The sequence below is a fragment of the Rhizobium sp. SRDI943 genome (assembly GCF_057653695.1).
Window position 1 is genome coordinate 310605 of sequence record NZ_JBYGKN010000002.1, and the last position, 17269, is coordinate 327873.

At 62.2% G+C, this 17269-nt stretch carries 15 protein-coding genes and 2 pseudogenes; 12 read left to right on the forward strand and 5 right to left on the reverse strand.

The window, feature by feature from the left end; all coding sequences use genetic code 11:
* The first annotated feature begins 137 nt into the window (after nucleotides 1–137).
* Both panC and panB read left to right on the forward strand, forming a co-directional pair.
* Nucleotides 138–1067 carry a pantoate--beta-alanine ligase gene (gene panC / locus AC245Y_RS25590; protein WP_017996074.1) on the forward strand — a complete coding sequence of 310 codons (930 nt, stop codon included), beginning with the start codon at nucleotides 138–140 and terminating at the stop codon, nucleotides 1065–1067.
* Complete coding sequence (gene panB / locus AC245Y_RS25595; protein ID WP_003562321.1) at nucleotides 1064–1885, forward strand: 3-methyl-2-oxobutanoate hydroxymethyltransferase; 822 nt, start codon at nucleotides 1064–1066, stop codon at nucleotides 1883–1885. Before panC ends, panB begins: the two co-directional genes overlap by 4 nt.
* A gap of 21 nt (nucleotides 1886–1906) precedes the next feature.
* Here panB and AC245Y_RS25600 read toward each other — a convergent pair whose 3' ends face one another.
* Entirely contained in the window at nucleotides 1907–2821 is a 915-nt protein-coding gene (locus AC245Y_RS25600) for a hydrogen peroxide-inducible genes activator (protein ID WP_003562320.1), read from the reverse strand.
* A gap of 143 nt (nucleotides 2822–2964) precedes the next feature.
* Here AC245Y_RS25600 and katG point away from each other — a divergent pair, with 143 nt between their 5' ends.
* Nucleotides 2965–5154, forward strand: coding sequence for a catalase/peroxidase HPI (gene katG, locus AC245Y_RS25605; RefSeq protein ID WP_012755205.1), 2190 nt, complete (start codon nucleotides 2965–2967; stop codon nucleotides 5152–5154).
* A gap of 338 nt (nucleotides 5155–5492) precedes the next feature.
* On the opposite strand, the pseudogene AC245Y_RS25610 reads toward katG, so the two are convergent.
* Nucleotides 5493–6049: pseudogene (locus AC245Y_RS25610) on the reverse strand (DUF3299 domain-containing protein).
* A 258-nt stretch (nucleotides 6050–6307) separates the two neighbouring features.
* Nucleotides 6308–6766 carry an SgcJ/EcaC family oxidoreductase gene (locus AC245Y_RS25615; protein WP_017996072.1) on the reverse strand — a complete coding sequence of 153 codons (459 nt, stop codon included), beginning with the start codon at nucleotides 6764–6766 and terminating at the stop codon, nucleotides 6308–6310.
* Nucleotides 6767–6957: 191 nt separating this feature from the next.
* On the opposite strand from AC245Y_RS25615, the gene AC245Y_RS25620 reads away from it, so the two are divergent.
* The 5 genes and pseudogenes from AC245Y_RS25620 to AC245Y_RS25640 all read left to right on the forward strand — a co-directional run.
* Nucleotides 6958–8085: a sensor histidine kinase gene (locus AC245Y_RS25620; RefSeq protein ID WP_017996071.1), complete on the forward strand. Its 1128-nt coding sequence runs from the start codon at nucleotides 6958–6960 to the stop codon at nucleotides 8083–8085.
* Nucleotides 8082–8744: a response regulator gene (locus AC245Y_RS25625; protein ID WP_017996070.1), complete on the forward strand. Its 663-nt coding sequence runs from the start codon at nucleotides 8082–8084 to the stop codon at nucleotides 8742–8744. Before AC245Y_RS25620 ends, AC245Y_RS25625 begins: the two co-directional genes overlap by 4 nt.
* Nucleotides 8741–10684 carry a sensor histidine kinase gene (locus tag AC245Y_RS25630; protein WP_017996069.1) on the forward strand — a complete coding sequence of 648 codons (1944 nt, stop codon included), beginning with the start codon at nucleotides 8741–8743 and terminating at the stop codon, nucleotides 10682–10684. The genes AC245Y_RS25625 and AC245Y_RS25630 overlap by 4 nt, the downstream gene beginning before the upstream one ends.
* A 70-nt stretch (nucleotides 10685–10754) precedes the next feature.
* Complete coding sequence (locus AC245Y_RS25635; protein ID WP_017996068.1) at nucleotides 10755–11222, forward strand: response regulator; 468 nt, start codon at nucleotides 10755–10757, stop codon at nucleotides 11220–11222.
* Nucleotides 11223–11229: 7 nt separating this feature from the next.
* Nucleotides 11230–11354, forward strand: a pseudogene (locus tag AC245Y_RS25640) (winged helix-turn-helix transcriptional regulator); the annotation flags it as partial.
* 67 nt (nucleotides 11355–11421) lie between these two features.
* On the opposite strand, the gene AC245Y_RS25645 reads toward AC245Y_RS25640, so the two are convergent.
* Nucleotides 11422–12396, reverse strand: coding sequence for a zinc-dependent alcohol dehydrogenase family protein (locus AC245Y_RS25645; RefSeq protein WP_003562314.1), 975 nt, complete (start codon nucleotides 12394–12396; stop codon nucleotides 11422–11424).
* Between the two features lie 52 nt (nucleotides 12397–12448).
* Here AC245Y_RS25645 and AC245Y_RS25650 point away from each other — a divergent pair, with 52 nt between their 5' ends.
* Genes AC245Y_RS25650 through AC245Y_RS25660 form a run of 3 tightly spaced genes read left to right on the forward strand, consistent with a single transcriptional unit; the run spans nucleotide 12449 to nucleotide 15607 of the window.
* Nucleotides 12449–12865, forward strand: a complete 417-nt coding sequence (locus tag AC245Y_RS25650) for an acyl-CoA thioesterase (RefSeq protein WP_003562313.1) — start codon at nucleotides 12449–12451, stop codon at nucleotides 12863–12865.
* 29 nt (nucleotides 12866–12894) lie between these two features.
* Nucleotides 12895–14424, forward strand: coding sequence for a class I adenylate-forming enzyme family protein (locus AC245Y_RS25655; RefSeq protein ID WP_026157571.1), 1530 nt, complete (start codon nucleotides 12895–12897; stop codon nucleotides 14422–14424).
* Entirely contained in the window at nucleotides 14402–15607 is a 1206-nt protein-coding gene (locus AC245Y_RS25660; RefSeq protein WP_017996065.1) for a thiolase family protein, read from the forward strand. The genes AC245Y_RS25655 and AC245Y_RS25660 overlap by 23 nt, the downstream gene beginning before the upstream one ends.
* Before the next feature lie 20 nt (nucleotides 15608–15627).
* Here AC245Y_RS25660 and AC245Y_RS25665 read toward each other — a convergent pair whose 3' ends face one another.
* Nucleotides 15628–16086 (reverse strand): carboxymuconolactone decarboxylase family protein, encoded by a 459-nt coding sequence (locus AC245Y_RS25665; protein WP_017996064.1) that lies wholly within the window; start codon nucleotides 16084–16086, stop codon nucleotides 15628–15630.
* 384 nt (nucleotides 16087–16470) lie between these two features.
* Here AC245Y_RS25665 and AC245Y_RS25670 point away from each other — a divergent pair, with 384 nt between their 5' ends.
* A complete protein-coding gene (locus AC245Y_RS25670; protein WP_017996063.1) occupies nucleotides 16471–17235 on the forward strand; it encodes an SDR family oxidoreductase in 765 nt (254 codons plus the stop codon).
* Nucleotides 17236–17269: the final 34 nt, after the last annotated feature.

Here is a 17269-nt window from a genome sequence, read left to right on the forward strand (position 1 = left end):
CCCGGGGCCGATATGGTCCGGTGTAATCGGTTGGCGTTTCATCTAATCGTTTTTATCACGGAATATGCATTGACCTGCCGCATCGATTACACTTCTTATCCGCGCCCAAGATGGAGTGACCGGCCCAGGGAGGATATATGCGGGTTTTCTCGAGCATTGACGAGCTGCGCCACACGCTCGATGCGCTGAAGCGGCAGGGGCGGACCGTCGGCCTTGTTCCGACGATGGGCTATCTCCATGCCGGTCATATGGAGCTGGTCTCGCGCGCTCGCGCCGAGAACGACATCGTCGTCGTCTCGATTTTCGTCAATCCGCTGCAGTTCGGCCCGGCGGAAGATCTCAGCAGATATCCACGCGATCTGGAACGCGACGCCGCCATGCTGAGGCAAGCCGGCGTCAATTTCCTTTTTTCACCTGGCGTCGAGGGCATGTATCCCCGCCCGATGCTTGCTGTCGTCGACGTTCCCGATCTCGGGCGCGAACTCGAAGGAGCGCTGCGGCCGGGGCATTTTGCCGGCGTCGCCACAGTCGTCTGCAAGCTTTTCAACATTGTGCAGCCGCAGACCGCCTATTTCGGAGAGAAGGATTACCAGCAGGTCGTCATCATCAAGCGCATGGTGGACGATCTGGCCTTGCCGGTGCGCGTGATATCGGTGCCGACGGTCAGGGATAGCGACGGCCTCGCATGGTCGTCGCGCAACGTCTATCTCAGCGAGGCGGAGCGGCGTGCCGCGGTGATCGTCCCTCAGACCCTTGACGAGGCCGAGCGCCTGGTCGCCGACGGCTTGACCGATCCGGTGGAACTCGAGGCAAAGCTCACGGCGTTTCTTAGCCGCGAGCCTCTGGCAAGGCCCGAGGTCGTCGCCGTCAGGGATGCCTCGACGCTGCAGCCGGTCACGTCGATCGCGGAGCCTGTCGTCGTGGCGCTCTTCGTTCGGCTCGGCTCGACACGGCTTCTCGACAACAGGGTCGTCAGTGACAACCGAATTGTTGGTGACAACCGAGTGATCGGGAACAACAGGGTTGTCGGCGGGCGGAGATTGCCGGGAAAGGGAGTGACCCGATGAGCGCGGCCGGAATTCAGAAGCGCCTTACACCAGTGCGCATCTCAGCAATGAAAGGCGGCAAGCCGATCGTCTGCCTGACCGCCTATACGACGCCCATGGCGCGGCTTCTCGATGAGCATTGCGACCTCCTGCTGGTCGGGGATTCGCTCGGCATGGTGCTCTACGGCATGGAAAGCACCATCGGCGTGACGCTCGACATGATGATCGCGCACGGCAAGGCGGTGATGCGCGGCGTCGGCAGGGCCTGCGTCGTCGTCGACATGCCGTTCGGCAGCTATCAGGAATCGAAGGAGATCGCCTTCCGCAACGCAGTGCGCATCCTGCAGGAAACCGGCTGCGATGCGGTCAAGCTGGAAGGGGGCGAGGAGATGGCCGAGACCATCGCCTTTCTGACCAAGCGGGGGATCCCGGTCATGGGCCATATAGGCCTGATGCCGCAGCAGGTTCAGACTGCAGGCGGTTATCGGTCCGTCGGCCATTCCGAACACGAGACGTCGAAGATCCGCCGTGACGCCCACGCCATCGGCGGGTCGGGTGCCTTTGCCGCTGTCATCGAGGGCACGGTGGAACCGCTCGCCCGCGAGGTGACAACCGCCATGCACATCCCGACCATCGGTATCGGCGCCTCTTCCGCCTGCGACGGCCAGGTTCTCGTCTCCGACGACATTCTGGGGCTCTTCAGCGATTTCACCCCGCGTTTCGTCAAGCGCTACGACGAACTCGGCAAGAGGATTTCGGCCGCCGCCGCCGCTTATGCCGAAGAGGTCCGGTCGCGACAGTTTCCGGCAGCGGAGCATACGTTCAAACGGCGATCCTGAGACGAGGCGATGTGAGCTCCATCACCGCGCGATATACTGTTCGCGCATGCTGTCGGCTGACCGGCGAACCGCCTCGGAAACCTGCACGAGCTGCTTGGCCATAGGCGTCGAATGGCGCCAGATCATCCCGATCGTTCGCGACGGCTGCGGAGATTGGAAGCGCGAAATCGAAACATGCGCCGAGCGCGTTTCGAGGGGAACGGCCATCTCCGGGATCAAGGTGATGCCGATACCGGCGCTGACCATCTGAACCAGGGTGGATAAAGAGCTGCCTTCCATGACCTCCCGGGGGCGGGCCGGCCCTATCTTGCAGAACGACAAGGCCTGATCGCGAAAGCAATGGCCTTCCTCAAGCAGCAGCAACCGCATTTCGCGCAGCGCCTCGCGTTCGGGCACCGGCTTGCCCTCGTCTTCGGGCCGCCGGACCAGCACGAATTCTTCCTGGAAGAGCTCGAGCTCGGTCAGCGAGGGCTCGGATACCGGCAAGGCAACGATTGCCGTGTCCAGCTGGCCTTGCGCCAGCTCGTGAACCAGCTTCGACGTCTGCGTCTCGCGCACCTCGATCTGGATGCCGGCAAAGCTCCTGTTCAGATCGTTGATGATCGCTGGCAGCAGATAGGGCGCAATCGTCGGGATGATGCCGATGCGCAGCCGCGTCAGGAAAGGATCGCGCGCGGCACGCGCCAGATCCGCCAGTTCGTCGACGCCACGCAGGATATCGCGGATCCTGAGTGCGACGCTTTGGCCGAAGGCGGTCAGCTTCACCTCACGCGCGTTGCGCTCAAAAAGCTCACCGCCCAACTCTTGCTCAAGTTCTTTGATCTGCATTGACAATGCCGGCTGGGAGATCGCACAGGCGTCGGCGGCACGTCGGAAGCGGCCATCTCTAGCCAGTGCTTCAAAATAACGTAGCTGTTTCAGGGTAAGGTTCTTCATAAGTTCAACTTATCGCAACGATCAGTAAATCCAACTTAAATTTATTACATGCTTCCGATATGAAGACTGCAAGGGGAGAGTGGGGCGCCAGCTCGGCTCATCTTTTTTACGCGCAGAGAGATCAAGCAATGAAGGAGACGATCATGGACAACCCCACTGACAGCGCAGGCAAATGTCCTGTGCCACACGGCAATACGCCTCGCAGCAGCCGATCCAACCGCGACTGGTGGCCAGACCAGTTGAACGTGCAGATTCTTCACCACAATTCCGGCCGCGCCGACCCGCTCGGCCAAGCCTTCGACTATGCGGAGGAGTTCAAGAAGCTCGATCTCGACGGCCTGAAGAAGGATCTTCACGCGTTGATGACGGATTCGCAGGATTGGTGGCCGGCCGATTTCGGTCACTATGGCGGCCTGTTCATCCGCATGGCCTGGCACAGCGCCGGCACATACCGCATCACCGATGGCCGCGGCGGCGCCGGGGCTGGCCAGCAGCGTTTTGCGCCACTCAACAGCTGGCCGGACAACGTGAACCTCGACAAGGCTCGCCGCCTGCTGTGGCCTATCAAGCAGAAATACGGCAACCGCATCTCCTGGGCTGACCTGTTGATCCTCACCGGCAACGTCGCGCTCGAATCCATGGGTTTCAAGACCTTCGGTTTCGCCGGCGGCCGCGCCGACGTCTGGGAGCCGGAAGAACTTTACTGGGGTCCTGAGGGAACCTGGCTGGGTGACGAACGCTACAGTGGCGAACGCGAACTGGCAGAGCCGCTTGGCGCCGTGCAGATGGGCCTTATCTATGTCAACCCGGAAGGCCCGAACGGCACCCCGGATCCGCTGGCATCCGCCCGCGACATCCGCGAAACCTTCGCCCGTATGGCGATGAACGACGAAGAAACCGTGGCGCTGATCGCCGGCGGGCATACCTTCGGCAAGACCCATGGCGCTGGCGATCCGTCGTTTGTCGGTGTCGACCCGGAAGGCGGCGAGCTCGAAGCTCAGGGTCTGGGCTGGACCAGCAAGTTTAACACCGGCGTCGGTCGCGATGCCATCGGCAGCGGCCTCGAAGTGACCTGGACCCAGACGCCGACCCAGTGGAGCAACTACTTCTTCGAAAACCTGTTCGCTTTCGAATGGGAGCTGACCAAGAGCCCGGGCGGCGCGCATCAGTGGCAGGCCAAGAACGCTGAAGCCTCCATTCCGGATGCCTACGACGCCTCGAAGAGGCACCTGCCGACCATGCTGACCAGCGACCTCGCGCTGCGTTTCGATCCTGTTTACGAGAAGATTTCGCGCCGCTTCCTCGAAAATCCCGACCAGTTCGCCGACGCTTTCGCCCGCGCCTGGTTCAAGCTGACCCACCGCGACATGGGACCGAAGGTGCGCTACCTCGGCCCGGAAGTTCCGGCCGAAGACCTGATCTGGCAGGATGTGATCCCGGCCGTCGACCACCCGCTTGTCGACGACAAGGACATTGCCGACCTGAAGGAAAAGGTTCTCGCCACCGGCCTCACGGTGCAGGAACTCGTCTCGACCGCCTGGGCGTCGGCCTCGACCTTCCGCGGCTCCGACAAGCGTGGCGGCGCCAACGGCGCGCGCATCCGCCTTGCCCCGCAGAAAGACTGGGACGCCAACCAGCCAGCCCAGCTCGCCAAAGTCATCGGCGTTCTCGAAGGCATCCAGAGGGACTTCAACGCAGTTCAGACCGGGGCCAAGAAGATCTCGCTCGCCGACCTGATCGTTCTCGCCGGTGCAGCCGGCGTCGAGAAGGCGGCGGCAGCGGGCGGCAACGCTGTCAGCGTGCCCTTCACGCCGGGCCGCACGGATGCTTCCGAAGCCCAGACCGACGCGCATTCCTTCGCAGCGCTCGAGCCGCGCATCGACGGCTTCCGCAACTATGTGAACGGCAAGCGCCATCAGTTCATGAAGCCGGAAGAAGCGCTCGTCGACCGCGCCCAGTTGCTGACGCTGACCGGACCGGAAATGACCGTCCTCGTCGGCGGCCTGCGTGTGCTGAAGGCCGGCGCGCCCGAGCATGGCGTCTTCACTTCGCGTCCCGAGACGTTGACGAACGACTTCTTCGTCAACCTGCTCGACATGGGCACGCAGTGGGTTCCCCTCGCCGGCAAGGAAGGCGTCTATGAAGGCCGCGACCGCAAGACTGGCGCCGCCAAGTGGACCGGCACCCGCGTCGACCTGATCTTCGGCTCGCACTCGCAGCTTCGCGCCTTTGCCGAAGTCTACGGCCAGGCCGATACCAAGGAGAAGTTCGTGAGGGACTTCGTCGCGGCCTGGACCAAGGTTATGAGCGCCGATCGTTTTGATCTCGTCTGATCTACAGCATTTCGCCCGGGGGCAGTTTCGGCTGCGCCCGGGCATTTTTTCATCGGAGACCGGACCTACCGCCCGACCGTCCAGTTCTCGGCACGCCTGATGCTCGATTGGGCGGCGACTACCCCTCCTCCGTCATCCCTGTGCCCTCAGTGCTTTGCCCGAGTGATGTCACAGGGATCCAGCGCGTCCAAGTCCTTGGGCGCGGGAGACTTCCTTGCTTTGATAAGAGTCATTCACCACGCAGACGCGCGGTGGCTGGATTCCTGTGACGTCCCTCGGGCCAAGCGCGAGGAAGGGAATGAGGAGTGTGCCCCGATCGTGAGGCCGTCTCGGGGCTTTTAACGAGGCAAAATGCCGAAAGGCGAAAGTGACAGCAGATCGGGATCAGTCGCCGCCGTTGCCGTCGCTACCTGGGCATGGTTTATGCTGTAGCCGTAGGTGAGGACGCGGTCACCGTCGATCATGAAGAATTGCGCCTGATCCAGGCCGGGCCGCAGGTTACCCGTCACGGTGACGGTCTCGTACATTCTTGCCAGGTGCAAAGGCTCTTCCGGAACGACACGAACCAGTTGGTTAGGCGGAGGGGACGGCATGTGACTGCAGGCTCCGGCCCAAGGCACCAGCTGAATTCGTAGACAAGATCGCCATCCTGGTCGACCGGCAGCACGAAGCCCGTCAATTCGATCGGATGCTCCTCTCCATGCCAGGCGAGTGTTTCGCCCTGTGGGCCGCTCACCGCCTTGCCCGACAGCGGAACCGTCGCTTTGGGCTGATCGGCCGGCCGTAAAGCGTTCCAGAAAATAGGCTGAGCTGCAGCGAAGGCGTCAGAAATTGGGCATGCGAAACCAAATGCCAGCGCCGCGAACGTCAGGAGGAAAGGTTCGTGTTTCATCATTGCATCTCCATCGGGCCGGCCGCTTTGACCACCTTGCCGCTGCCGTGTGGATGCTACTCCCGATCCCGCTTAGCCGTCAAAGCTTCCGGCGCGAACTACTCAGGGCTCTGCGGGGAGCAAGGAGAGGGTGTGCGGTGGCCGCCCCCCTCGACCGGAGGCAATAGCGCGGGGGAACGACGACCGAGTGGTTGGCAGTCAGGAGACCCCACGTGGGGTGAATGTGGGATCTCCCTGCCGGATCTGCGGGCTGGTGAAGCCTTACTTCTCCGGCATCATCGAAGAGTGGTGCGAGGTAATCAGCCAGTTCTCGTCCTTGAACTCATAGGTATAGGTGTAGCGGGCGGGAACCTTCGAGCCGTCCTTCAGGCTGAAGGTGTAGGTGCCGGTGTCGACAGCCCAGTTGCAGCCGATCTTGACGTCGCGGCTATCGATATGGCCCTTGGGCTCATTCGCCAGGAAGTGCTCGAAATAATCGATCCGTTCCGCCTGAGTCAGGCGAGGTTTGTCCGACAAGGTCGCGAGCAGCACGGAGTCGTCACTGTAGTTCTTGGCGACCTCCTGGGGGCTCAGCGTCGCGAGTGAGGTATTCCAGCGGTCGAAGAGCTTGGCGATTTCTGCCTCGCTTGTGGGCGCACAGGTTACGGTTTCGGTAGCCGCCGCAGCCGACTGGACCTGAACGAAACCGAGAACGAGGGCGGCAGCAATGATGGTACGCATTTTGACTTTCCTATGTAGCGGTTCCGGCGGACATCGCATCGGTCGACCGCATGACCAACATCTAAGGTGCCCAATGCCGCCGCCCCATCTGCCGGGTGGCTCCGATCGGGTCTGCCGAACGGCATAGATGACATTCCTGCCGGAATGACTATCGTGCCCGCGTCATTCATCTCGGAGCAGTACCGTCAGGCATGAACCACGATACAGGCACGACGCATGCGCCGAACGTCACGGAATTGAGGGCCCTTTACCGGGCGGCGGAAGCGCGCGCGGCCCGGCTGCGCTTCATCATCGAGGCGCGAAACCTGCTTGACACCCAAGCCTTCGAAACGGCTGCCCAGGAGGTTCTATCGCGGCTCGCCGACTTCGCGGGAGCAGCCTTTGCCGAGCTCGTTTTTCCATCCTTGCAGGGAGATCTGCCGGTGCAGCTGATGGTCGGCAAGTCGACGAGCCCGGGAAGCGACAGCATCTTATTTACCTCGCAGGACGGCTCCGGTTTCCACCTCACGTTGATCGGTCCGTCCAGAGGCCGCGCCATCGACGCCGACGATCGGCAGACATTGGAGGTGGTGGCAGGTCAACTGGCCGACGCTTACAATCTTGATCGGCAGGCGGGGGAAAATCAGGCGCTTCTCGGCGATCTGGAACGGCAGCGCAGCGAGCTCGCAGCCCTCGTGGCGCAGCTGATCCAGGCGCAGGAGCAGGAGCGGCAGCGAGTGGCGCTCGATCTTCACGACGGCTCGGCGCAGCTGGCAGCAGGCCTCAGCTATCGCCTGCAGGACCTTGCGGCCCGCATCGGCGAGGCGCATGTCCTGAAGCCCGAGATCGACCAGCTGGCCGCACTGGCGCGCCATTCCGTTGCGGATCTCAGGGCGGCGATCGCCGATCTTCGCCCGCCCGAACTCGATGATCTCGGCGTCGCCGCGGCTCTGCGCACGCGTCTCGATGCAATCGACGATCTCGAGGTGATCGCCGATCTCGATGCTGCCGCCGATCGCTGGCCGACATCGACCGGGATCATCTTCTATCGCGTCGCGCAGGAAGCGATCACCAATGTGATCAAACACGCCGAGGCGAGCCGCTTGGTCGTGCGCCTCTTCGAGGACGGTAAGGGCGAAGCGCATCTCGAAGTGATCGACGATGGCAAAGGCATCGGGGAGGTGCGCCATCCCCAGATGCGGGGCGGGCAACTCGGCATCGTCGGCATGCGGGAACGGCTGGCGCTGCTCGGCGGCCGGATCGAGATCGAGGCCGGGTCTTCGGGCGGCACGCATGTCCGCGCCGCCGCCCCTCTTCAGCAGGAGACGACATCAGAATGACGGCATCGATCCTTGTCGCCGACGATCATGACATCGCCCGCGCAGGTCTTATCGCCATGATCGGCGGCGAAGACGATTTTCATATTGCCTGGGACGTGCGCGACGGCGTCGAAGCGGTGGAGGCCTGTATGCTGCACAAGCCGGATCTTGCTCTCCTCGACATCCGCATGCCGCGCATGGACGGCCTCGCCGCAACGAGGGAGATCCGGCGCGTGTCGCCGGGGACACGCGTCATGATCATCACCATGCATGACAGCCTCGACTACCTGGAAGCTGCGATCGAAGCAGGCGCCACGGGCTACCTGCTCAAGGATGCCAGCCGGGAAGACATTCTCCGCACGATCCGGCGCGTCCTTCAGGGGGACGCCTTCTTCGACGGCCCGCTCGTCGCCAGGCTGTTGCGCCGCGCCGCCACCAAGCCGCAAACCAACAGCAGCGCTCTGGAGACGCTGACCATCCGGGAGCGCGAAGTCCTGTCGAAGGTGGCCGAGGGCCTGACGAACAAGGAGATCGGCCGAGCCCTGAAAATCTCGCCTGGTACCGTGAAGATCCATGTCGAGCGGATCATCGGCAAGCTCGGCGCTGGCGACCGGACGCAAGCCGCCGTCATGGCTGTGCGCGGCGGGTTCGTGTCAACATCCAGGGAAGAGCAGCAATGACCGCGACGACGCGCCGGCAGGCGCTACGCTTCGCCGATCTGCCGCTGAGGGCAAAGGGTATCGTCATCATCACTGTGCCGCTGGCGCTGCTGCTTGCGGCTCTCGCTTCCGTCTTCGTGGCCGACCGGCAAAGCCGGATTGCTGAGGATCAGGTGCGGGTAACGCTCGAAATCCAGTCGGGCATTCAAGAGATCCATGCCTCGATCGCCGAAGCGGCCACCGCGATGCGTGGTTATCTGCTGACCGGAAGAGCCGATTTTCTTGATCCCTTCAACCGGGCCGAGGACAGATTGCCTGTCGTGCTCGACGAGGTCGGCCGGCGATTGCGAGATGAAGAGCAGAAGAACCGCCTCGAACGCATCCGCACTCTCGTCGTCGCGAAAGTCGATCGTCTCCAACTCCTGAAACAGGCCGACATCCTGCGCGCCGGCGGACGCGAGGACCTTGCGGCCAAGCTCATCGAGGGCAAGCAGGTCCTCGATGTGCTGAGACAGGAAATCGACGCGATGAGCCGGCGGGAGGCGGATCTGCTTCACGCGAGGACCGAGGCCGCGGACCGGGTTCGCACTCTGTCGCGAAGCCTGATGATCGCAGCCGGCTTTCTTGGTTTTGCCGGCGCGCTCGTCGCCGTCTTCCTGTTTTCGGCAAGCATCGTGCGCCGTGTGCATGCGCTGAAAGCTGAGGCGCATCGGCTGTCGCAAGGCGAGGTCGTGACGGTGGCGGATCCCTTCCGCGATGAACTCGGCAGTCTCGGACAGGCGCTCGAAGATGCGAGCGTCCTTCTGAAAAAACGCGAGGCGGACCTGACCGAGAGCGAGGAGCGCTTTCGGCAACTGGTCGAAGGCGTCAGCGACTACGGCATCTTCGGGCTCGATACGTCAGGACGGGTGATAAGCTGGAATGCAGGCGCCGAGCGGATCACCGGTTATGGCGCCGAGGAAATCGTCGGGCAGCATTTTTCCCGCTTCTATCCCACGGAAACCAGGGACACCTTTCCGGCAGAAGAGCTTGCCGAAGCAGCCCTTCGCGGACGCACCGAAGCGGAAGGCTGGCGCGTTCGCAAGGACGGGTCGCAATTCTGGTCGCACGTCGTCGTGACCGCACTCCATGATGAGACGGGCCGGTTGCGCGGCTTTTCCAAGATCACGCGCGATATTACCGAGCGCAAGCAAATCGAAGAGGCCCTGCTTGGCGCCCGTGAGGATGCGATCCGCGCGAGCAACGCCAAGAGCGAATTTCTGTCGCGCATGAGCCACGAACTGCGCACGCCGCTGAATTCCGTGCTCGGTTTCGCGCAGCTTCTGGAAATGGACGTCACCGATACCGAGTCCAGGGAGAGCGTCGCCCAGATATTGAGGGCCGGCCGACATTTGCTCAGCCTCATCGACGAGGTTCTCGACATGGCGAGGATCGAGGCCGGGCACATGGATCTCGCTGTCGAAGCACAGCCCGTCGCCGAGGTGATCGATGAAGCCTTGTCGCTTGCAAGACCGCTCTGCGGTAAGCAGCAGATCACGATCGAGGTCGTCGAGCCGGTCGAGCCGGATCTTTCGGTGCTCGCCGACCGGCGGCGTCTGCTGCAGGTGTTCCTCAACCTCCTCTCCAATGCGGTGAAATACAATCGCCCCCAGGGAAGGGTAACCGTCAGCCACCGCGCGATGGATGGCGGCCGTATCCGCATCGAGGTCAGCGATACCGGTCCCGGTATTCCGGCCGAACGCGTCTCCCGGCTGTTCACCCCGTTCGATCGGCTGGGAGCGGAACGGATCAGCCGGGATGGAACCGGTCTCGGGCTCGCGCTGTCGAAACATCTGATCGACGCCATGGGCGGAACGCTCGGCTTCAGCAACCGGGAAGGCGGCGCCACTTTCCACGTCGATCTGCCACGCACGCCTGCAGCGGTAGAGGCAAGACCGGTTGCGATGGGAAGCCCGCCGTAAAGGCATCACCTTTGATTTGGCCGCGCCGCTTGATATCAGTTCGGCATCGCTTCAACGAAATATTGGGTCCATGACAGATTCCACCGATATCGTGCGCCGATCGACGATCCTGATCGTCGACGACGAGCCCGCCAATGTCTCGCTGCTGGAGCGCATTCTCAAACGCGAAGACTTTACGGCGCTGATCAGCACCACCGAGCCGCGCGAGGCCTTGCGGCTCTTTCGCGAACATCCTGTCGATCTCGTTCTTCTTGATCTGATGATGCCCGATCTGGACGGTTTCGCCCTGCTCGAGACCTTTGCGAGGCTCATCCCGGAAAACAGCTATCTGCCGATCCTGGTGCTCACTGCCGATGCGACCTTGCCGACGCGCAGGCGCGCACTTTCGCTCGGCGCCAGAGATTTTCTGACAAAACCATTCGATGCGATCGAGGCCATCCTGCGCATCTTCAACCTTCTCGAAACCCGTATCCTGACCCTGGAGCTTGCCAAACACGGGCTGGCAACGCCGAAATCGGAGCGTCCCCGAATTGATTGATCGGGATCGCGTGGAATATGAGCTGACGCAATCGGGCAATCCTTTCTCATTCCTATGAAAACCCTGATTGGATGGGCCGAGCAGAACCACCCGGCAATCGCTAGCGCGCGGCAACGACACGAAAACGCTTAGCGCGAACTTCAAGAGAGCCTCATCCTGAGGCGCCCCGCAAGGAGCCTCGAGGCGGGCGCTTGCCCCGTCAGGCCAGCAGAACCTTGCCACCCGCTCGGAAGGGAAGAGCGGATTGCAGGGCTTGCCGGACATTTTCCAGGGGGAATACCTCCCGCACCTCGGTCGCGATGACCTTCGAAACGATCTGCGCCGCGACCTCGGAATAGGCCTGCTGCACGTCGCTCATGGCTTGCGAATGAACCCATTCCCGGAGGTGAAAATAGGAAAAGGAAATATCGGGATGGGACGCCCAGAATGAATTCGGAATGCTTTGGCCCGAAAGCAGGCCGTAATGCACGAAGCGTCCGCCCGGCCGCAGCGCATCGGCGAGGACTGCGGCGCGCGCACCTCCGACACAATCGAGCACCGCGTCGAGCCCATGCCGGCCGGCGAGCCCGGCAACCAGATCGCTTTCGCTTTCTTCCCTATCGATGATAACAGCCTCGACCCGGCCGCGCAGGCGCTCAAGTGATCTTTCGCTGCGGACGATGGCGACCGGTTCCACGCCCGCCGCGTTGGCGAGACCGATCAATATCGCTCCGATCGAAGAGGCGGCGGCATTGATGGCGATGCGCATGCCCGGCCTCAGCCCGATCTTGGCATGCAGCATCAACCAGGCCGTCATCGGATTGACGTAGCTCGTCGCAGCCTCGAAGTCGGTGAGCTCGTCAGGAACACGCAGGCACCAGCCGGGATCGTTATCCTTGAATTCCTGCCAGCCGCCGGCGCTACGCACCGGCAGCACGCGTGCCCCGGGGGAAAGCCCATGAACCTCTTCACCGCACTGTTCGACCACGCCGAACGCTTCGAAGCCGGGAATGAAAGGCAATGTCGTGCGTCCGCTATAAGCTCCCGAGATGGTGATGATATCGGAGGGATTGATCGCCCGCGCCAGCAGGCGCACCCTCACCTGGTAGCGCGCCAGCGGCGGCAGCGCAGCCTGCTCGAGCTCGACGACATCCTGAGCCGGGCCGAATTTTCGCACGACCGCCTGATATTGCATTGCATCCCCCACACACTGCGGTTAGATCAGCCCGTCGAATTTCGGTGATCGAATGAGCGTTGACGACAGGCCTTTAGCATCGTTCCGGGTCTCGATGCGAGACATCGACATCTATGGTCATGTCCACAACTCCCGTTATCTCGATTATTGCGAGGATGCGGTCGTCGAGTTTCTGCGGCAACGGCAAATTCTCAGCCATTTTCGTCACACCTCCTCGGGCGTTGCCTATCACGTGAAGAAGGCGGAGATCACCTTTCACAGCCCGATTGATCTCGACGATGTCGTCGAGGCAAAGGTGGACGTGGAGAAGATCGGGCGCACGAGCCTGTCCTTTGCCATAGAGCTCTTTCGCCAGCGCGATGGCGCCCATTGCGCATCGGCGCAATTCGTCTGGGTCTGCGTCGGCCTTTCCGACAGCCGCCCGACGCCGATTCCCGATGCGACCAGAGCCGCTCTGTCTCCCGGCTGATTGCCGATCGTTCAAACCCGCGGGTGTCCATGCCAATCCATGCGCAGCTTCTTCGACATGCAACGGAGACACCGGACAAGCCGGCGCTGGTGATCGACGGGCATTCGCTCAGCTATGGCGAGCTCTATATGCGCGCCAAGGCAATTTATCGGTTTCTCCAGGATCTCCCTCGCTCGAACCGCCGCATGCTCGATCTGCCCGGTGTGGAGAAGCTTGCCGCTCTCAGCCTTGGCAACCATATCGGCTTTGCCGAATATTTTGCGGCGGCCACCGCTTTCCCGAATGCCTGCGCGGTCATCGACCCGATGATGCCGGCGGAAAGGATCGAACGCATTATCGAGCGGCTGGCGCCTGACGTTCTGTTTGTCGACGACGATGTCGGGCCGAGTGCTGAAATTGCCCGAAGACTCGGCATTCCTGTTGTGGCTGCCGGAGCGCAGGCTTTCGAGCTTGCCGCGGCGGAAGGTGAAGCCGAGCTGCCGGCCGATACTGACAAGATCTTTCTGATCGGCTTCACGTCAGGGACCACCGCTGAGCCGAAGGCCTATTATCGCTCACGCGAGCAGTGGCGCCGGAGCCTCGATCGGGGACGCGTCGTTTTCGAGCTCGAAGATGCGCCGTCGACAATGTGCCCGGGAGCCTTGGCTCATGGCCTGGCGCTTTATGCGCTGGTCGAAGCTCTTGATGCCGGGGCAACCTTCCATTCAGTCCGGAAATGGGACCCTGTCGCGGTCGCACGCACCCTCTCCTTCTGGCACGTCGAACGGCTGGTCGCCGTGCCGACACATATAGCCGGCATTGCAAGGGCATGGACGGGCAAACCCGCTCTGACCTCCTTGCGCGACGTCCTGACCGCCGGCGCAAAGCTTGACAGGAACGGGGTCGAGTCCATGCGCCGACTGTTTCCGAAGGCCCGTATCCGGGAATATTACGGGGCATCCGAGATTGGATTCATGACCGTCTCGACCCTTGTCGGGAGCGAGATCGATTTTCCGATCGACCGGGTCGGACAAGCCTATCCCGGCGTGGGAATTTCCATTCGCGACCCCGATGAAAACGACGTTGGGACCGATGTGGCGGGAACCATATTCGTTGACAGCGACCTGATCGCGGATGGATATCTTTGGGGCGACGACGGTCAGGCCTTCCGGGTCACAAAAGCCGGAGCGACGGTCGGAGATCTCGGCGAACTCGACGCCGATGGCATGCTGCGGGTGATCGGCAGGGCCGGCGGCATGATGATATCAGGCGGCAACAACGTTTATCCCGCCGAAGTCGAGAGCGCGCTCAAAGCCTGCCCCGGCGTAGAGGATGCCGTTGTCTTCGGGCTGCCGGACGCCTATTTCGGCCAGCGGATCGTCGCCGTCATCTCGGGAGAGACGATGGACCCGAAGATCCTGGCCGATCATTGCGCGCAGATGCTCGGGAAGTACAAGATCCCCAAGCAATTCTACCATATAAGGTCCTGGCCGATGACGAGCAGCGGCAAGATCTCGAGGGGGCAAGTGGAGACATCAGTGATCTCAGGAGACGATCGTGTCCTACGCCTTTCAGCCTGACGAGGATTGGCAGCCAGTCGTGGTTGCCGCCTACCGATCGCCGATCGGCCGGGCTTTCGGGTCGCTTGCCACTGTCACGGCGGAAGATCTGCTTGTGCCGATCATTCGTCGGATCCTTTCCGAAACGGGAATTGCACCCGACACGATAGACGACGTTCTGGTGGGCAATGCCGCCGGCGGCGGTGGAAACATCGCGCGGCTGGCAGCGCTCACAGCAGGTCTGCCCATGTCGGTTCCGGGTGTTGCGATCGACCGCCAATGCGGCTCGGGCCTGGAAGCGATCATCATCGCGGCCCGCTTGATCCAGGCGAAAGCCGGCGCGTGTTTTCTCGCTGGCGGCGTCGAGAGCGTCAGCACCGCGCCATGGCGCGTCGAAAGACCAAAGGCGAACGGGATGCCGCCGCGATTTTACGGGCGCGCCCGGTTTTCGCCTGAAACGATCGGCGATCCGGAAATGGGAATTGCCGCCGAAAACGTTGCGCGTCAATTCGGCATATCGCGGCAGAGACAGGATGAATTCGCCCTGCGCAGCCATAGGCTCGCCGTGCAGGCGGCCGAGGCAGGCATCTTTCGCCCCGAGATCGTTGACATCTCCACCGGCCACGGTCTGATCGAACGGGACGAATGCCCGCGCACGTCCACATCTCTTGAGGCTCTCGCAAACCTCCGGCCGGTCTTCCTGGCCGATGGTTCGGTGACAGCCGGTAATGCCTGCCCGCTGAACGACGGCGCCTGCCTGGTGCTGGTCATGAGCCGCGGGATGGCAAGGAGCATGGGCATCGAAAAGGGCCTTGCCTTCATCGATAGCGCTGCTGCCGGCGTAGACCCCAATCTGCTCGGCATCGGCCCGGTCGCTTCGACCAGGAAGCTGCTGCAGCGTCAGCCCGGGCTTTCGCTCTCCGACATCGATGCCATCGAATTCAACGAGGCCTTCGCGGCCCAGGTTCTGGCATCGCTGGATCAGCTCGATATTCCGGCCGACACGATCAACAGGAACGGCGGAGCAATTGCCTTGGGCCATCCGTTCGGGGCCTCCGGCGCAATCCTTGTTACCAGGCTGTACAGCCAGCTGATCCGCAACACCGGGGAAGTCGGGGCGCCCGGCGCCACTGCCTTGGCCATGATCGGCATCGGCGGAGGTATCGGGCTGACCGCCATGTTCGAGGCTACTCAGCTTTCCTGACCCGGCGAAGGCGCAGACCGTCAGGCGGCGGCGCGTTTGTGATCGGCCGGATGCTGAAGCCGAAAGGCGATCGCCAGCCTGTTCCAGGCGTTGATCATCGCAACACCGATCGAAAGGGCCACGAGCTCGTCATCCGAGAAGTTGGCGTGCGCCTCTTCATAAACATCATCCGGCGCATGGCTTTTCGCGATCTGAGTGAGAGCCTCAGCCCAGGCAAGCGCGGCCCGCTCCCGAGTGGTGAAGAGCTGCGACTCCCGCCACGCGTTTAGAAGCAGCAGCCGGTCATCCGTTTCGCCGAGCTTCAGCGCGTCCTGGCGGTGCATGTGCAGGCAGTGAGCGCATCCATTCATCTGGGAAACGCGCACTTTGACGAGTTCGAGCAACTTCGGATCGAAGCTTTTCGCAATCCAGCTTTCAACGGCCACGAGGCCGTCGATGCCGCTGCTTCTATGGGCCATGAAGTTCAAACGCTTGATCATTCTTATCTCCATTGTGAGAGGATTGATGACGCAAGCCTCGGCTTGCAGGCCAGTGAATACGCCTTGCTTTCCGGGTCGGCCATCTGCCCCAAGGGTAGGTCAGGCCGATGCCTGTCGACGTGATGTTCCTCCATTTTGGCCGGATTCCTCGACCGCAGAGCCAGCTTCCCTACTGCGTTCGCATAGGGTGACAGCGACTGAGGAAGAATAGTTTGGGGCCGCGATCCGGCGCATTCTCCTGCCCATCGGTTTCAACCGGCCGCACCGGCGACGGTCCCGATGAAGTCGCTTCGCTCATCGAGGGCGCGGGGGCATGCCGAGCAGTTGCCTGCTCACCTTCAGGTCACCAGAGGACATTTCTCGTAAAGGACAAGGAGACTACCCATGAAAATCGTCGTTATCGGCGGCACTGGCCTCATCGGCTCAAAGACCGTGGAAAGATTGCGCAACAAGGGGCACGAGGTGTTGGCGGCTTCGCCGAACTCGGGTGTGGACACGATCACCGGCAAAGGCGTGGCGGAAGCACTCGCCGGGGCACAGGTGGTGCTCGATCTCGCAAACTCGCCCTCGTTCGAGGACAAGGCCGTCCTGGAATTCTTCAAGACGTCGGGCCGCAATCTGCTCAAGGCAGGGGCCGCCGCCGGCGTGAAGCATCATATCGCGTTGTCGATTGTCGGCATGGAGCGGCTGCAGGGCAGCGGCTACATGCGCGCCAAGATGGCCCAGGAAGAGCTGATCAAGAGCTCCGGCATACCCTATACCATCGTGCACTCCACCCAGTTCCATGAATTCATGGCTGGCATCGCCCAGTCGGGTACCGTCGGCCAGACCGTGCATCTGTCGCCGGCCTACGTGCAGCCGATCGCCTCGGATGACGTCGCCGACGTCATGGCCGAGGTGGCCCTCGGCACGCCTGTGAACGGCACGATCGAAATCGGCGGGCCGGAGAAAGTCCGCCTCACCGAAATCGTCACACGTCTCTTCAAGGCGACGAACGATCCGCGGCAGGTGATGGCGGATCCGCACGCCCGCTACTTCGGCGTTGAGCTCGAAGATAATTCGCTCGTGACCGGAGCCAATGCGCGACTTGGCCAGATTCATTTCGACGATTGGCTGAGCCGGCAGCCGCCCCAGAAAAAGAGCGCCTGACACCGGGCGCCGACCCATTCCAACGCAGGAGACC